The following is a 16,588-nucleotide window of genomic DNA, read 5'->3' on the forward strand; positions in this document are numbered from 1 at the left end:
TTTTTAATTCTTTAGGCCTTAGAGCTGTTGAGATTTCGGAGGCTGGCGCATTGAAAATGGTCGGGTTTGAGAACCGGCGCGCAGCGTACTTACAGGTACGTGAGCACCGGAAGCGAAAAACACGCCATTTGCAGATCGCCAGAGCCGAAATAACACAGCTCTAACGTGGCAATACCGACGATCCCATCAGATCAGCGTCGATTGCATGGGCTGCCTGACGGCCTTCACGAATGGCCCAGACAACCAGCGACTGACCGCGACGCACGTCACCTGCAGCATAGAGCTTATCGACACTGGTGCGGTAATCACGCTGGTTGGCCTTCACAGACGTTCCACCGCGACGATCCGTTGCGATCTCGAGCTTATCACTCATTTCCTTGAGCACAGAGTTTTCGGCAGGGCCAAAGAAGCCAATTGCGATGAAAGCCAGATCAGCCTTGATGAAGAACTCGGAGCCAGCAATCGGCTTGCGCTGGTCATCAACCTGACAGCACTTCACATGCGTGAGCTTGCCGTCTTCGCCGATAAACTCAAGCGTTGCCACCTGAAACTCGCGATTAGCTCCTTCCGCCTGACTGGAAGACGTGCGCATCTTGGTAGCCCAATAAGGCCAGACGCTGAGCTTGTCTTCACGCTCTGGCGGCTGTGGGCGAATATCAAGCTGCGTGACATTGACAGCGCCCTGACGGAAAGCCGTGCCGACGCAGTCAGACGCCGTATCACCACCGCCGACAACGACGATGTGCTTGCCACCGGCAAGGATTGGCGCTTCGTGCCATGCAACTGATTCAATGTTTTCGCGGCCAACACGACGGTTCTGCTGAACGAGGTAAGGCATGGCATCATGCACGCCTTCAAGGTCTGCACCCGGAATACCGGCTGGACGCGGCTTTTCAGAACCGCCCGAATAAAGCACAGCATCATAGGTATCGAGCAAACCGCGCAGCGGCTTATCGACACCAATATTGACGCCGCAAAGGAAGCGAACGCCCTCACCTTCCATCTGCGTGACGCGACGGTCGATCAGGTGCTTTTCCATTTTGAAGTCAGGGATACCATAACGCAGCAGACCGCCGGGACGACTTTCGCGTTCATAGACATCGACCATGTGACCAGCGCGTGCCAGCTGCTGTGCGGCAGCAAGACCTGCCGGGCCAGAACCAATGATCGCGACCGACTTGCCGGTTTTCTGTGCCGATGGCTGCGGAACAATATAACCTAACTCATAGGCCTTATCACCCAGTGCCTGTTCAACCGTCTTGATTGCAACTGGCGCATCTTCGAGGTTCAACGTGCAGGCTTCCTCGCAAGGCGCCGGACAAACACGACCCGTAAACTCCGGGAAATTGTTGGTCAGATGCAGGTTGCGGATCGCCTGATCCCAGTTGTTGTTATAGACGAGGTCGTTCCAGTCCGGGATCTGATTGTTCACCGGACAACCAGTATCACCGTGGCAGAACGGAATACCGCAATCCATGCAACGTGCCGCCTGCTTCTGCACTTCACCATCCGTCATCGGCAGCGTGAATTCGCGGAAGTGGCGAATGCGATCTGATGCAGGCTGGTACTTTGCTACCTGCCGGTCGATCTCAAGAAAACCAGTAACCTTACCCATTTTATGCTCCTTTCACGGTGCTGTTCGCCATTTCAGGCGCACAAACACCGCGTTATGATATTTATTTACTCAGCTGCGACACCGATCTGCATGCGCTCCATCTCTTCCAGAGCGCGGCGATATTCGACCGGCATGACCTTCACGAATTTCGGACGATAGCTCTCCCAATTGTCGAGAATGTCCTTGGCACGCGTGGAACCAGTATAATGCAGATGGTTGGCAATCAGCTGCACCAGACGTTCTTCGTCGTGGCGCGTCATATTTGCCGATACATCCACACGCCCCTTATGCATCAGGTCGCCGCCGTGATGGTGCAGCTTTTCGAGGATGTCATCCTCTTCCGGCACTGGTTCAAGCTCGACCATCGCCATGTTGCAACGCTGTGCGAAGTCGCCAACTTCATCCAGCACATAGGCGACACCGCCCGACATGCCAGCTGCAAAGTTACGGCCCGTCTGACCGATAACGACAACGACACCGCCGGTCATATATTCGCAGCCGTGATCACCCACGCCTTCGACAACCGTGACCGCACCGGAGTTACGCACTGCGAAACGCTCGCCTGCCACACCGCGGAAATAGCACTCGCCTTCAAGCGCACCGTAAAGCACGGTATTGCCTGCGATGATCGAGTTTTCAGCCACAATACGCGTGTCTTCTGGCGGACGTATGACAATGCGACCCCCCGAAAGACCCTTGCCGATATAGTCGTTGCCATCGCCAATCAGTTCAAACGAGACACCGCGTGCAAGGAAGGCACCGAAGGACTGGCCAGCCGTACCGCGCAGGGTAACGGCAATAGTATCATCCGGCAGACCCTTGTGGCGGAAACGCTTGGCCACTTCACCCGAAAGCATCGCACCTGCCGAACGGTCGACGTTCTTGATGTCGACATCGATCTTGACCGGCGTCTTGTTTTCCAGCGCAGGCATGGCCTGAGCAATCAGAGTCCGATCCAGAACATCTTCAATCGGATGATGCTGACGTTCGGTCCAGAAGATTTCGTGCTTCTCGGCTTCCGGCTTGTAGAAGATACGGCTGAAGTCGAGACCCTTGGCCTTCCAATGATCAATCATGGTCTGCTTTTCGAGCAGTTCCGTTTCGCCGATAATCTGCTCAAGCTTGGTGAAGCCCATGGCTGCCAGCAATGCGCGCACTTCCTCTGCCAGATAGAAGAAGAAGTTGATCACATGCTCAGGCGTGCCCTTGAAGCGCTTGCGCAGAACAGGGTCCTGCGTAGCAACGCCCACAGGACAGGTGTTGAGATGGCACTTGCGCATCATGATGCAGCCAGCGGCAATCAGCGGAGCGGTCGAGAAACCGAACTCGTCTGCACCGAGCAGCGCACCGATCACCACGTCGCGACCGGTCCGAAGACCGCCATCAACCTGCAACGCAATACGTGAACGAAGACCGTTCAACACCAGCGTCTGATGGGTTTCGGCAAGGCCGATTTCCCATGGCGAACCAGCGTGCTTCAACGAGGTGAGCGGAGACGCACCCGTGCCACCATCATAGCCGGACACTGTGATGTGGTCAGCGCGTGCCTTGGCAACACCGGCCGCAACCGTACCAACACCCACTTCCGAAACCAGCTTGACCGAAATATCAGCAGCCGGATTGACGTTCTTCAGATCATAGATGAGCTGTGCCAGATCTTCGATCGAGTAGATGTCATGGTGTGGTGGAGGCGAAATGAGGCCAACACCCGGCGTCGAGTGACGTGTCTTGGCGATGGTCGCATCAACCTTATGGCCCGGCAGCTGGCCGCCTTCACCCGGCTTTGCACCCTGCGCAACCTTGATCTGGATAAGATCGGAGTTGACCAGATATTCCGTCGTCACACCAAAACGGCCCGATGCCACCTGCTTGATCGCAGAGCGTTCTGGGTTTGGCGTACCATCCGGCAGCGGATAGAAACGATCCGGCTCTTCACCGCCCTCACCCGTATTCGACTTGCCGCCAATGGCGTTCATCGCACGCGCAAGCGTGGTGTGAGCTTCACGCGAGATCGAGCCAAACGACATGGCGCCCGTCGAGAAGCGCTTGACGATATCGACAGCCGATTCAACCTCTTCAATGGCAACCGGCTTACGACCACTTGCTTCGGCAAAGCGGATATCAAACAAGCCACGAATGGTCTTTGCCTGCGCCGCCTTGGAGTCGAGCATGGACGTATATTCGGTGAATGTGTCGGGGTTCGAAGTACGAACGGCGTGCTGCAGTTTCGCTACCGCATCCGGCGACCAGAGATGTGCTTCGCCACGCATACGGTAGGCATATTCGCCACCAACTTCGAGCGCTGTCAGCAGAACCGGGTCGTTGCCGAATGCATCGGTGTGACGGCGCACGGTTTCTTCCGCGATTTCGCCAAGACCAACGCCTTCGATGCTCGTTGCCGTGCCGAAGAAGAACTGATCGACAAAGCTCGTCTGTAGGCCGACCGCATCAAAAATCTGCGCGCCGCAATAGGACTGGTAGGTCGAGATGCCCATCTTGGACATGACCTTGAGAATGCCCTTACCGATCGACTTGATGTAGCGCTTGACCAGTTCGTCGGCATCGACTTCCGGCGGGAATTCGCGACGGCGATGCATGTCGAGCAGCGTGTCGAATGCCAGATACGGGTTGATTGCTTCTGCACCATAGCCTGCGAGGCAAGCGAAGTGATGCACTTCGCGCGGTTCACCCGATTCAACGACCAGACCGACCGATGTACGCAGGCCCTTGCGGATCAGGTGATGGTGGACAGCAGCCGTTGCCAGCAGAGCCGGGATCGGAATGCGATCCGGACCAACCTGACGATCCGACAGGATGACAATGTTATAGCCGCCATGAACCGCTGCTTCCGCACGATCGCACAAGCGTTCAATCGCGCCCTGCATACCGTTAGCGCCTTCGCCAACATTATAGGTAATGTCGAGCGTTTTGGTATCGAAGCGATCTTCCGTGTGACCGATGGAGCGGATCTTTTCGAGATCGCCATTGGTCAGGATCGGCTGACGCACTTCCAGACGCTTACGGCGCGATGTGCCAACCAGATCGAAAATATTTGGGCGCGGTCCGATGAAGGAGACAAGGCTCATCACCAGCTCTTCACGGATCGGATCAATCGGCGGGTTCGTGACCTGTGCGAAATTCTGCTTGAAATAGGTGTAGAGCAGCTTCGACTTGTCGGACATGGCCGAAATCGGCGTATCCGTACCCATCGAACCGATGGCTTCCTGACCAGTTGTGGCCATTGGTGACATCAGAAGCTTGGTGTCTTCCTGGCTGTAACCGAATGACTGCTGACGGTCGAGGAGGCTTACATCCTTGCGCAGCGCGCGAGGCTCAACCGGGTTCAGGTCTTCCAGAATAAGCTGCGTGTTGGAAAGCCACTGCTTGTAAGGATGCTTCTGTGCGATCTGTGACTTGATTTCCTCATCCGAAACGATGCGGCCTTCTTCCATATCGATCAGCAGCATACGGCCTGGCTGAAGACGCCACTTCTTGACGACCTTCTTCTCTTCGACAGGCAGAACTCCTGCTTCTGACGCCAGAATGACGAAATCATCGTCAGTCACAATATAACGGGCCGGACGCAGACCGTTACGGTCCAGCGTCGCACCAATCTGGCGACCATCGGTAAAGGCAACGGCAGCAGGACCATCCCATGGCTCCATGAGGGCCGCATGATATTCGTAGAACGCGCGGCGTTCGTCCGACATCAGCTTATTGCCCGACCATGCTTCCGGGATCAGCATCATCATCGCATGGGCGAGGCTGTAGCCACCCTGATGCAGGAATTCGAGCGCGTTATCAAAGCAGGCGGTGTCTGACTGGCCTTCGTAGGAAATTGGCCAGAGCTTGGAAATATCGTTGCCGAAAAGCTCCGAATCCACCGATGCCTGACGGGCAGCCATCCAGTTGACGTTGCCGCGCAGCGTGTTGATTTCACCGTTATGCGCAACCATGCGATAGGGATGCGCCAGACGCCATGATGGGAAAGTGTTGGTCGAAAAGCGCTGGTGAACAAGTGCCACAGCACTTTCAAAGCGCGGATCTTTCAAGTCGTTGTAATAGGCACCAACCTGATAGGCTAGGAACATCCCCTTATAAACAACGGTGCGCGCCGACATGGAGACGATATAGAAGCCCTTATCGTCGCCCTCGTTTTCCTGATAGATGCGGTTGGAAATAACCTTGCGCAGCACGAACAGACGGCGTTCAAAATCATCGTCAGTTTCAATGGTCGCGCTACGGCCGATGAAAACCTGAACATGGAAAGGTTCGGTCGCGGCAATTTCAGGAGCCTTCGACAAAGACTCATTATCAACCGGCACCTGACGGAAACCGATGAAGGTCTGGCCCTCAGCAGCAATGACTTCCTTGATGATCTCTTCGATATGCGCGCGCAATTCCGCATCGCGTGGCATGAAGAGATAGCCAACGGCATAATGGCCCGGCTGTGGCAGGTCGATGCCCTGACGCGCCATTTCTTCGCGAAAAAAGCGATCTGGAATCTGCACCAGAATGCCCGCACCGTCGCCCATCAGAGGGTCGGCGCCAACCGCACCACGATGGGTGAGGTTTTCGAGCATCTTGAGGCCGTTTTCGACAACCTGATGCGACTTCTGACCCTTCATATGCGCAATGAAGCCAACGCCGCAGGCGTCGCGTTCGTTGCGTGGATCATAGAGACCTTGGGCGGGGGGAGTACCCGCCGAAGTTCGCGTTTTTCGGGTTGCGTTGGTGGAATTGGTCGCAGCTTTGACCGTTCCGTTCTGACCGTTGTGTAAATCCACATGCGATACAGATGGCGTCAAATGCGGCATCGTCATTCCCTCCAGTGAGCGCGCAACCCTGCGCGATACGATAATGAACCGGAACAGCTATTCGTTCCGTAAGTGATTTGTGAGTATTGAAAGCCTTATCGAAAAGGCGTTGGACGACGTTCCGTGGCCGATGGCACAGCCATCGAAAGGAATATTGCTTTCTCGCCTTAGTCTTTCAGGCTCGACAAGCGACCTCGGCCCGCATCGCGGCGCACCAAACTCCCCTGTCTATTTTGAGCACCACATTCCGCCGTGTTATCCCGATCCGCGCGACACTCTCTTTCTGCAACGCTGGAAATCCTGAACAGAAAACCTGACAATTACAGTGAAGAATTGGACAGTAAGACTGAATTAGTCAGCATTGCTGTCCTAATAACGTATGGCAGAATTCAAATTCGGTCACAAGATGGAAACATGATTTTTCCAGCCCGATTGCGAAACAAAGTGTCGCACATCCAATCGAAAGCATTATTTAATTGCGTAAAGAGGCGATTGCGTCAGTTTGGCGCGGCTTGTGACACGCGTCATCAGCTTTAAAAAGTGACAGAGACTGCCTGAATTTTAGCACTTGCAGGCCTTACACCTGTTACCGAGTCCGGTTATAGACATTTCCATAAGGTCCTACCGCCAGCGGAGAACATCGTGCATTTTGCTTCAGACAACTGGGCAGGCGCCCACCCGAAAATCGCTGAAAGTCTTTCCCTTCATGCCAATGGGTTTGCAGCAGCCTATGGTGCCAGCGAACTCGACAAGCGCGTGGAACAGCGTTTTAATGAATTGTTCGAGCGCGAAGTTGCTGTTTTCTTTGTCGGCACAGGCACAGCCGCCAACTCCTTGGCGCTCGCCAGTGTCAACCGTCCGGGTGGCGTCTCGCTTGTGCATCGTGAAGCCCACGTGATCGAGGATGAATGCGGCGCACCGGAATATTTCACCGGCGGCGCACGTCTGCATCCGATTGATGGCGCGATGGGTCGTATCGATCCTGAGCTTTTGAAGCGCGAACTCAAGCGCTTTAATCCAGCTTTCGTCCATGCTGGTCAGCCGATGGCGGTCAGCATCACGCAGGCCACAGAAGTCGGTACCCTTTATCAACCCGAGCATATTGCAACGATTTCAGAAATCTGCCGCGGCGCAGGCCTGCCGCTGCATATGGATGGCGCACGCTTTGCCAATGCGCTGGTGTCGCTCGATATGACACCTGCCGAAATGACATGGAAGCAGGGCGTCGATATTGTTTCTTTTGGCGGCACCAAGAATGGTTGCTGGTGTGCAGAAGCACTGGTCTTCATGGACCCTGCCCGCGCGCGCGATCTGCCTTTCATCCGCAAACGTGCCGCACAGCTCTTCTCAAAAACGCGCTTCATTGCAGCCCAGTTCGATGCCTATCTAGCGGACGATCTGTGGATTGAGCTGGCAAAGCATTCCAATACGCTTTCCGCACGCCTTGCCCGTCACATCGATGCATCCAGCCAGATGCGCCTTGCATGGAAGCCGGAAGCCAATGAGGTTTTCGCAATCATGAAGCACTCGGTCTATGATCGCCTGCGCGATGCAGGCGCGATCTTCTACGATTGGAATCCGCCGCATTCGGAAGTTAATCGCATCAGCGAAGGCGAAATCTTTGCGCGCTTCGTTACAAGTTTTGCCAATACGGAAGAAGAAGTCGACCAGTTCGGCAAGCTTATCGCCTGACATCCTTTATTTGCAGATGCACTTAAACAAAAAGCGGCGCTGAATGCGCCGCTTTCTTTATAGAATCTCAACAGAGGTTAGTGGGCGGTTTTCGCCTCGATCTGCTGAGCATCAGCCGCAGAAGAATTGCTGACCTCGATCTTGCGTGGTTTCATCTGTTCAGGGATTTCACGCTTAAGATCAATGTGGAGCAAACCATTCTTGAGGCTGGCACCAGCGACTTCAACAAAGTCTGCAAGCTGGAAGCGGCGCTCAAAAGCACGCGAAGCAATGCCGCGATAAAGCACTTCACCGGTTTCGGAAGCATCGTTTTCGGCCTTCTGGCCCTTAACGGTCAGCTGATTGCGATGGGCTTCGATTTCGAGTTCGCTTTCCGAAAAGCCTGCAACAGCCATGGTAATGCGATAGGCGTTCTCACCAGTCCGCTCAATATTATAAGGCGGATAAGACTGCGAACCTTCCGGCGATGCGAGCGTATCAAGCATCGAAGAGAAGAGACGGTCAAAACCAACAGTGGAACGATAGAGTGGGGAAAAATCAACGTGACGCATGTGTAAGCCCTCCTTAAGAGCGACAAGGATGCATTATATTGGCGGCAGAACTCCCATTCTGGCGAATTCTCTGGTGCCGACGGCCCCGTTATCGGCAACCGCAAAACTTAATTGGGAATGCCACTTTTTCTTTTCAAGGATGATTTTACTTTAGCTTGTCGAAAAATATTACGGAGGCAAGCAACGCCGCGTCCCTGATTGCTACACGGCTCATCACGCTGCGTAACAACTCCTGATCAGTTGCGACCCCTAAATTAGGGTTTCTGCCACGCAATGAACCCAAAATGAACACCATCTTCGGCGAGCGTTCAGGTGCTTGGGAATAATCTTCCCCTATGCCTGCTGAGAAGCGGGTTCATCAAAGGATTACGGTTATGAAAAAAGCTCTTTTTGCTTTTGCCGCACTTGCCACTGTCGGAACTGCTATCGCAACTCCGACCCTCGCCGCAGACAATGGCCTGCGTGTTCAGGTCCAGTATTACGACGACGATGGTTATCGTCCACCAATGCCGCCACGCGGCGGACCACGTTCCGACTGGGATGGTCCGGATCGCGGATATGACAGAGGCCCAGATCGGGGACCCAATCGCGGCCCAGGCCGCGGGCCCGGCTGGGGTGACGGCTATGGACGCCCTGACATCTTAGGCCCTCGTCAGATTTCGCGTTCCCTGCAACGTCGTGGCTATGATGTGGGCGATATCCGCCGCGACCGAGGGGCTTATCTCGTCAAAGCAACCCGCCCGAATGGCCGCCGCGTGATCGTCGTTGTTGACGCTTTCAGCGGCCGCATCATCGATGAACGCCGCGTTGGTCGCGGCTGGTAACTTAATCTGATTTTGAAAGATCAGCCTGCGTAACGTCCCTTGCACAGGCTGTATTCTGAACCGGAAGTTTGCGAGCAAACTTCCGGTTACTTTTTATAATTCTTTATCTCATTATACTGGCACACGAATTTTAGCTGGGGCAGCAATCTGAATGCCAGATTTTCTTTTTGAAACCGGGGCCAACCCAATTCCCGCAGGAACGACGTCCGGGCTATTTAAGTCCAACGATGGCACTGATCTGCGTTATGCAATTCTTAAATCAGAAGCGAAGCCCTCACGCGGAACGATCATTCTGCTGCAAGGCCGCAACGAGTTTATCGAAAAATACTTTGAAACGATGTCAGACCTCACTGCGCGCGGTTTCATCGTCGCCACAATGGACTGGCGCGGACAGGGTGGTTCTCAACGGCTTCTTAAAGATCGCATGCGTGGCTATGTGCGGAATTTCAGCGATTATACTGAGGATCTCGATCAATTCCTGACTGAGATCGTTCTGCCGGATTGTCCGCCACCCTTCTACGTTCTGGCGCATTCAGCGGGTGCACTCATCACCTATTCATCAATGCATAAGCTCGCATCACGCGTGACCCGCATTGTTCTGTGCGCGCCGCTGATGGGGTTACGCCCATTGCAATCAGGTGATGATAAAATGCGCCGCATGGCAACGGCCCTGCGCTGGATAGGGTTGGGCCGAAAATATGCTGCTGGTGGGCGGATACGCGGCGAGCGGCAGTTTGAAAACAACCCGTTGACCAGCGATCCAGTGCGCTTTGCACGCAATACGGAAGTTGTCCGCAACAACCCGGATCTGGCGCTGGGAGGACCGACCATTCAATGGATCGGTAATGCTCTCGCTGCGGCATCGCGGATTCATCAACCCGGCTTTTACGAAGGACCGACAGTGCCGGTCCTCATCATCGCCGCTGGTGCCGACACGGTAGTCTCGACTGCTGCAACAGAACGCCTTGCAGCCTGCACCCGTAACATCTCGCTTGTCGTCATTGATGGCGCGCGTCACGAACTGCTGCAAGAGGCCGACTTTTATCGGGAGCAGACCCTTGCAGCCTTTGACGCCTTCATTCCCGGCACATCGGAAATAGAAACGCAGTCAGATAGCCTGGAGCCTGCAAATCCCAACGAAAACTGATCAGCTATTGAGTAGTTCAAGCGCTGCACTGTGCAATTCCGGCGAAGCGGCGGCAACAATATCGCCGCCCTTTTCCGCCGGACCACCGTCGCGCTGTGTGACTACACCACCCGCCTGCTCGATAATCGGAATGAGCGCAACAATATCATAAGGCTGAAGCCCAGCCTCCACGACAAGATCAGCGAAGCCGCTGGCAAGCATGGCAAAAGCATAACAATCGACGCCATAACGCGATAGACGAACAGCATTTTCCAGCCGGTCAAAACCTTTACGCAGATCGCCTTTAAACAGCGCTGGCGTTGTGGTGAACATGGTCGCATCATCAAGCTTTGCCTGTGCACGTACCGCAAGGCGACGCGGCTCTGAACCTTCTCGTACCAAATACGAACCGCTGCCATCACTGTAGAAAAGCTCTCCCGTAAAAGGCTGGGACATCATGCCAGCCTTTGCATCGCCCTCAACAGTCAGACCGACCAGCGTTCCCCAGACCGGCAGGCCAGAAATGAATGCGCGGGTTCCATCCACCGGATCAATAACCCAAACATGGCTGCGGTCGATATTTTCAGGGCCATATTCTTCGCCAAGAATACCATGGTCAGGAAACTTCCGGCCAATGACGGCACGAATCGCGCGCTCCGCTGCGCGGTCTGCTTCCGTTACCGGATCAAAGCCCGTGGTATATTTATTGTCGATTTCGTTGAACTGGCGAAATCTTGGCAAGGTTTCATGCGCTGCAACGCTCGCCACTTCGGAAAAAAATGCCTTATCGATCAGCAATCCTAAACTCCCGTTTTCATCAATTGATGCATTGATATGCATTCCTTGCTAATGTTGCCTATAAATTGAGCTATCTATTTTTAAGCTCAAAAAATATGCGTAAGTCCTTGACCGAAAAGGCTTTGCCGCGTAGCTTAAAGGACAGACAGGCTGTCCTGTCGGTGCCTTTCGGGGCATTTCCTCCCTAGTCTTTGGCCGCGCTTCTTCATTGCAGCGCGGCTCTTTTTATGGAGAATACCGAGCTACTCTGCTGCCAGCGGCGGCACAACCAGAAGCTCATCTGGCAAAGAGGTAAGATCGCTCAAGAATTGATAGAGATCTCCGCACAGAGCATCAAAACCAACCAGTTTCTGCAAAGTCTGCTCATTCATATAGAGGCTGCGATTGATCTCAATCTGAAGTGCATAGCAAGCCGCGGCAGGCCGCCCGTAATGCTCCGTGATAAAACCACCTGCATAGGGCTTGTTATGCGCAACCGTGTAACCAAGCCCTTGCAACAACTCGATTGCCGCCTGCGTTAGCTGCTCACCGCAAGACCGGCCAAAACGATCGCCAATAATAAAATCGGGCCGCCCGGCAGTCTCTCCTGAACGTGTCCCACCCGGCATTGAGTGACAATCGATGAGAACGGAATAACCGAAGCGCTCATGCGTTTCCTTCAGCAATGCATCGAGCACGCGGTGATATGGTTTATAAAGCTGTTCAATCCGGTAAACTGCTTCTTCCAGCGCAATGCGTCCGGGATATATCAGCTGCCCTTCACCAACAAGGCGTGGCACAGTCCCCAGACCTCCGGCGACACGCGCTGACTGACTGTTTACAAAGGGCGGCAGCGGTTCAGCGAACATACGCGGATCAAGTTCGTAAGGCTCGCGGTTTACATCAAGAAATGCGCGCGGGAAATGCGCCTTAAGCAATGGCGCGCCAAGCCGTGGAACATTGGCAAATAGCTCATCAACGTAGCAATCTTCGGAATTCCGGATAGCGAGCGAATCGAGTCGCGATTCCTTTAGAAAAGACGCTGGGTAGACGCGTCCGCTATGAGGCGAATTGAAAACGAACGGGATTCGCTGCTGCGCCGGCGCACATATCTCAAAAGGAGGAATCTGAGGAAAATCGCGTTCCAGACTCATATTCTCTACCTGTCCTGCTGCCTTTTAGTGACACGCGATAAGATAATTCGGCTTTTAAAGCAGTGCCTTATACCAGTCTCGCATTAACCAGTATACGTCATTTGAATAACCGTCCTCCCTCCCTCTGGCAGGCGCTTCAAACGGCAAAAAGCTGTAACATAAAACAGCTTGTTGCCAAACAGTGGCCATAACAATTAACATTTAACAGAGCATTCATTTCATATTTACCAAAAAAGCGTTTTCTATGGGAAATGCTGAGTCGTCGGCCATGCATAAAGCTGGGTACGAACGACATGAAATTCGGACGGACCAATGAAGAGAATTCTGCTAGCTGAAGACGACAACGATATGCGTCGCTTCCTCGTGAAAGCGCTGGAAAAGGCGGGCTATCACGTCACGCACTTCGATAATGGCGCCAGCGCCTATGAAAGATTACGCGAAGAACCGTTTTCGCTGCTGCTAACTGACATCGTCATGCCGGAAATGGACGGCATCGAGCTTGCACGCCGCGCAACAGAAATCGATCCCGACCTTAAGATCATGTTCATCACCGGCTTCGCAGCTGTTGCTCTGAACCCAGATTCTGATGCTCCGCGCGATGCAAAGGTGCTTTCAAAGCCTTTCCACCTTCGCGATTTAGTGAACGAAATCGAAAAAATGCTGATTGCCGCCTAAGGCAATCATCGCGTTTTCCAACCTTTCATAAGTTATTCAACAAAAAGAACAAAAACTTCGAAAAAGGGCATTGACGGGCGCATCGCGATATGGTGTATGCGCCACATCGAATGGGCGTATAGCTCAGCGGGAGAGCACTACATTGACATTGTAGGGGTCACAGGTTCAATCCCTGTTACGCCCACCATTCGAACCCCAATACATCAATGCGTTATATGAAATTCGTTGAGAGAATTAATAGCGCTCTCTAGGCTCATTGAACCTATTGGCCAATTTCCCATCCACACTGACTCACCTCGCGAGGATTGAGAGAACTCGGTGAACTCAACAAAAATAAACCGCCCCGAAGGGCGGTTGTGATTGTCGATTTAAAATAATTACTTTGCCCAGCGGCCATCATATTTGAACTCTGGTGCCTTCTCAATTTCCTCCTTGGTCGAGTTCATAACCGCCGACCATTTTTTGTCTTCATCAAAATAGGTGATGTCCACTGCATCAGGTGCAACAATCACGTAGCGCTCGCCGACACCCAGAAAGCCTCCAACGGACACAATGTAACCGCTCAGCACACCGTCTGCGATAATAAGGTCCTTAATCTCACCAATGGTTTGATCGTCGCCGTTTACAATGTTCAGGCCGATAAGATTGTAGCTAAGAACCGCAGTCGGTTGAGCCGTCACAAACACTTCTTTTTCTGCAACAGTAGCAGTCTGAGCGTTAGCAAAAGAAACCAGGGCAACAGTTGCAGCGGCAGCGAGCAGAATACGACGCATCTAAATTCTCCAAAATAATCAATGACATATTAGTCAGATACATAATGGCGTTGCACTCAAAACGTTCCATACATACTAAAAAAATCTTTTAGATATCCTCTTCGTGCCCGACCTTGTGCAAGAGGCATTATTCACCAAACCAGGCTCGGATTGCGGTTTCATACATTCCTAATACAAAACACCTGACATCAGATGATGTCAGGTGTAATCAAAAACCCGCGTTAGTGGGCGCAAATAAGAAATTTCCTCTCTCACCGACTTAACTCAAAATCATTGCGAGAGAGATGATGACCAGAAATGCTGCGGCGGCAATCGTTTCAATTCGCGAATATAAAAGCATGTCTACCTCCAATCATGGTTAACGATACCTAAACAACGCAGAAGACGGAGATTGGTTCATAATCGATCTTGCGTCACAGTATCGTGAGAGTAGCATTGCGTTCGACGGTTCTGCACATTTCCAGTAGACATGAGCAGCCAGCAACTCTGTATGGGGTTCATCCTTTTTGCACTTCTGACGCGTTTACGCCTTCATCATTCACACCCGCCTCCAAAGCTAGACTTTTTCCATCTCCTCGACTTCTGGTGGCAACTGGTCGCCATAAGCAAAGATAAGCTTTGGCGGCTCGAAATCGCCTGTAGCCGCGTCGCCGGTATTTACGAAAGCAATCACCATAGGGCTACTATTTGCCATACGCTCTGCGGTGCGCCGAGCGTGTGCAACATCTTTTGCAATAAAAGGCGTGTCAGCAACTAGCTTGCCCCGCTGACCATGACTGTAGCTCTGAACTACGAAATGTGTTTCCATGTCTATTACCTATATGCGGTACTAAGCCTAATATGTCTGTCAGGATGACCTATAAATCGAAACAAATCAAGAACATTCAAGGGGGCGTAATGGCGCATCACCCGCTACTACATCGGTCGGTCTGGCCAAAAGGTTGGCACATATTCGCGCCCAAGATGAAAGAACCAAACTATAGATACGCTAAGGCGTAAAGCGTGAGGCATCAATGAAAGCAATATCAACGGCTATCTGCATAATTCTGTTGGCCGCGGCTGTTAGCGGCTGCGCGAACAGATCGTGTCGAGATTGGCCGGGAACCTGTATCATACAATGATTGTAGCGGCGCTATCGCCGGAGCAATTGGAAAAATTAAGATGAAACTGACAGCAACAATCTCAGTTGCACACGCATGTTAGATCGAAAGACCTCGGTATCAGCTTGATATAAACTATCAAGAAACAACAAGCTCACTTTAATACGCAAAACGCAATCAAAGAAGCGATGCAAAAGGCTTTTGTAAAGATGCACATGATGGTTGCTCTTAAGTCGGCGCGCCTCTTAAATTTGAGATTCCATTTCCGCAGCTTGAAACCGCTTAGGGTTATCCCCCCTTCGGTGAGGTTTCTTTTGGCTTTGCAAAGCCCCTGTTATTAAAGTTTACCATCCACTCGGTCGCTTAAACCGCACTTTAAGGCATCGTCGGTATTGATGAGCGAGATTCCAGAATTAGTACGAGCGGGCAAAAATGATTTCAGATTTTATAATCGGTTCAGCAGTAGGAATGGCAGTGATGTTTGTTCACTTGCTGGCCACGCTCACCGTCTATTCACTGGTGCATCTGATCGGAAACAGGATTGATGAAAACAGAGTGATATTTCTCGCCCTGTCATTAGTGACGCTGTATTTTATCCTCTTTATTTGCCTCTGTTGCAGCGTGACGATCTGGGCAACAACCTATTACCACATGGGATTAGTTGATACTTTTGGTGATGCATTTTACTCTGCAATGCTGAATTACACCACGCTTGGAACGGGCGACCTCAACCAAATTGCAAAGACACGCCTGTTCGGCCCAATTACAGCGGCAAGTGGCATCATCATGTTTGGATGGTCAGCCGCTTTGCTGGTTTACATTATCCAGCTGCATCTGCCCGTGATCCTGAAAAAGAAATGGGAACGCTGATAGGCACAGCTCTGCAGAAGTGGAATTTCCCTAAAATGATTTCAAGTACCTAAAAGAATCTGCCGCAATAAGCCTGCGGCGGGTTCTTTGACTCTTGAATTACCCCATTTATCGAGGCCCTCTTTTGATTGGTTGGAACCCGTCAGGTCGTACCCAATTAGCTTTGTTGTCGTTATTCATCGGACGAACTAATTGCGGTCTGGCAGGACGATTGTCAGGACGCGCATCTGGACGCCTGTCAGGGCGGGTGTTCTGATAATCTGGGCGACGTGAAGGTCGTTCATGACGCTCACCTCTGCGATAGTTATTGTCCCTGTAGTATCGGTCATTTCTATATCGGCGTGAATCATATCGAGGTCCCGAACGATAAACTACGGCTGAACCACCGTAATAACCGCCATATGATTGTCCATAACCACCGCTGCCGCCATAATAAGGATCTCCCACACAGCCCATAAGCACAACCGACAGTAAGCCTATGGAGGCCGCAGAAAAAATCTTTCTAATCGTGATCATTTTAATTCTCCGCATTCTCGTCATGTATATAGAAATACCCTGATCACTTCGAACGGCAAGAGCAATATAAAAGCTCAGTTGGCCCACGACCCACTGGA

At 52.5% G+C, this 16,588-nt stretch carries 13 protein-coding genes and 1 tRNA gene; 7 read left to right on the forward strand and 7 right to left on the reverse strand.

Annotated elements, in window-relative coordinates:
- Positions 1-160 precede the first annotated feature (160 nt).
- Together J2782_RS17330 and gltB are read right to left on the reverse strand one after the other, a co-directional pair.
- A complete protein-coding gene (locus J2782_RS17330; protein WP_310014846.1) occupies positions 161-1,615 on the reverse strand; it encodes a glutamate synthase subunit beta in 1,455 nt (484 codons plus the stop codon).
- Positions 1,616-1,680: 65 nt separating this feature from the next.
- The gene (gltB, locus tag J2782_RS17335; protein WP_310014848.1) at positions 1,681-6,432 is read right to left on the reverse strand and encodes a glutamate synthase large subunit; all 4,752 of its coding nucleotides are present in this window, start codon (positions 6,430-6,432) and stop codon (positions 1,681-1,683) included.
- Positions 6,433-6,511: 79 nt separating this feature from the next.
- On the opposite strand from gltB, the gene J2782_RS17340 reads away from it, so the two are divergent.
- Both J2782_RS17340 and J2782_RS17345 read left to right on the forward strand, forming a co-directional pair.
- Positions 6,512-6,736, forward strand: coding sequence for a hypothetical protein (locus J2782_RS17340; RefSeq protein WP_310014850.1), 225 nt, complete (start codon positions 6,512-6,514; stop codon positions 6,734-6,736).
- 338 nt (positions 6,737-7,074) lie between these two features.
- Positions 7,075-8,124, forward strand: a complete 1,050-nt coding sequence (locus J2782_RS17345; protein ID WP_310014852.1) for a threonine aldolase family protein — start codon at positions 7,075-7,077, stop codon at positions 8,122-8,124.
- A 77-nt stretch (positions 8,125-8,201) separates the two neighbouring features.
- Here the strand turns inward: J2782_RS17345 and J2782_RS17350 are convergent, their stop codons facing one another.
- The gene (locus J2782_RS17350; RefSeq protein ID WP_250042200.1) at positions 8,202-8,675 is read right to left on the reverse strand and encodes an Hsp20 family protein; all 474 of its coding nucleotides are present in this window, start codon (positions 8,673-8,675) and stop codon (positions 8,202-8,204) included.
- A 374-nt stretch (positions 8,676-9,049) separates the two neighbouring features.
- Between J2782_RS17350 and J2782_RS17355 the strand changes: the two genes are divergently transcribed.
- On the forward strand, positions 9,050-9,499 hold the full coding sequence (locus tag J2782_RS17355) for a PepSY domain-containing protein (RefSeq protein WP_310014854.1): 450 nt from the start codon (positions 9,050-9,052) through the stop codon (positions 9,497-9,499).
- Between the two features lie 151 nt (positions 9,500-9,650).
- Entirely contained in the window at positions 9,651-10,646 is a 996-nt protein-coding gene (locus J2782_RS17360; RefSeq protein ID WP_310014855.1) for an alpha/beta fold hydrolase, read from the forward strand.
- Here the strand turns inward: J2782_RS17360 and hisN are convergent, their stop codons facing one another.
- Both hisN and J2782_RS17370 read right to left on the reverse strand, forming a co-directional pair.
- Positions 10,647-11,423, reverse strand: coding sequence for a histidinol-phosphatase (gene hisN / locus J2782_RS17365; protein ID WP_310014857.1), 777 nt, complete (start codon positions 11,421-11,423; stop codon positions 10,647-10,649).
- Between the two features lie 242 nt (positions 11,424-11,665).
- Entirely contained in the window at positions 11,666-12,556 is an 891-nt protein-coding gene (locus tag J2782_RS17370; protein WP_310014860.1) for an N-formylglutamate amidohydrolase, read from the reverse strand.
- Positions 12,557-12,868: 312 nt separating this feature from the next.
- Between J2782_RS17370 and cpdR the strand changes: the two genes are divergently transcribed.
- Both cpdR and J2782_RS17380 read left to right on the forward strand, forming a co-directional pair.
- Entirely contained in the window at positions 12,869-13,231 is a 363-nt protein-coding gene (cpdR, locus tag J2782_RS17375) for a cell cycle two-component system response regulator CpdR (protein ID WP_007877205.1), read from the forward strand.
- Between the two features lie 112 nt (positions 13,232-13,343).
- A tRNA-Val gene (locus J2782_RS17380) sits at positions 13,344-13,418 on the forward strand.
- Between the two features lie 190 nt (positions 13,419-13,608).
- Here J2782_RS17380 and J2782_RS17385 read toward each other — a convergent pair.
- Together J2782_RS17385 and J2782_RS17390 are read right to left on the reverse strand one after the other, a co-directional pair.
- Positions 13,609-14,004, reverse strand: coding sequence for a PRC-barrel domain-containing protein (locus J2782_RS17385; RefSeq protein ID WP_310014862.1), 396 nt, complete (start codon positions 14,002-14,004; stop codon positions 13,609-13,611).
- Positions 14,005-14,560: 556 nt separating this feature from the next.
- Positions 14,561-14,812, reverse strand: a complete 252-nt coding sequence (locus tag J2782_RS17390; protein ID WP_310014864.1) for a hypothetical protein — start codon at positions 14,810-14,812, stop codon at positions 14,561-14,563.
- 724 nt (positions 14,813-15,536) lie between these two features.
- Between J2782_RS17390 and J2782_RS17395 the strand changes: the two genes are divergently transcribed.
- On the forward strand, positions 15,537-15,974 hold the full coding sequence (locus J2782_RS17395; protein ID WP_310014865.1) for an ion channel: 438 nt from the start codon (positions 15,537-15,539) through the stop codon (positions 15,972-15,974).
- Positions 15,975-16,588: the final 614 nt, after the last annotated feature.

The organism is Brucella pseudogrignonensis (assembly GCF_031454375.1).
GTDB lineage: Bacteria > Pseudomonadota > Alphaproteobacteria > Rhizobiales > Rhizobiaceae > Brucella > Brucella pseudogrignonensis_A.

Coding starts and splice junctions, on each gene's coding strand:
- J2782_RS17370 (WP_310014860.1), bottom strand. CDS start 12,556: ATGAGTCTGGAACGCGATTTTCCTCAGATTCCTCCTTTTGAGATATGT.
- J2782_RS17385 (WP_310014862.1), bottom strand. CDS start 14,004: ATGCGTCGTATTCTGCTCGCTGCCGCTGCAACTGTTGCCCTGGTTTCT.
- gltB (WP_310014848.1), bottom strand. CDS start 6,432: ATGCCGCATTTGACGCCATCTGTATCGCATGTGGATTTACACAACGGT.
- J2782_RS17330 (WP_310014846.1), bottom strand. CDS start 1,615: ATGGGTAAGGTTACTGGTTTTCTTGAGATCGACCGGCAGGTAGCAAAG.
- J2782_RS17360 (WP_310014855.1), top strand. CDS start 9,651: ATGCCAGATTTTCTTTTTGAAACCGGGGCCAACCCAATTCCCGCAGGA.
- J2782_RS17350 (WP_250042200.1), bottom strand. CDS start 8,675: ATGCGTCACGTTGATTTTTCCCCACTCTATCGTTCCACTGTTGGTTTT.
- J2782_RS17390 (WP_310014864.1), bottom strand. CDS start 14,812: ATGGAAACACATTTCGTAGTTCAGAGCTACAGTCATGGTCAGCGGGGC.
- cpdR (WP_007877205.1), top strand. CDS start 12,869: ATGAAGAGAATTCTGCTAGCTGAAGACGACAACGATATGCGTCGCTTC.
- J2782_RS17355 (WP_310014854.1), top strand. CDS start 9,050: ATGAAAAAAGCTCTTTTTGCTTTTGCCGCACTTGCCACTGTCGGAACT.
- J2782_RS17395 (WP_310014865.1), top strand. CDS start 15,537: ATGATTTCAGATTTTATAATCGGTTCAGCAGTAGGAATGGCAGTGATG.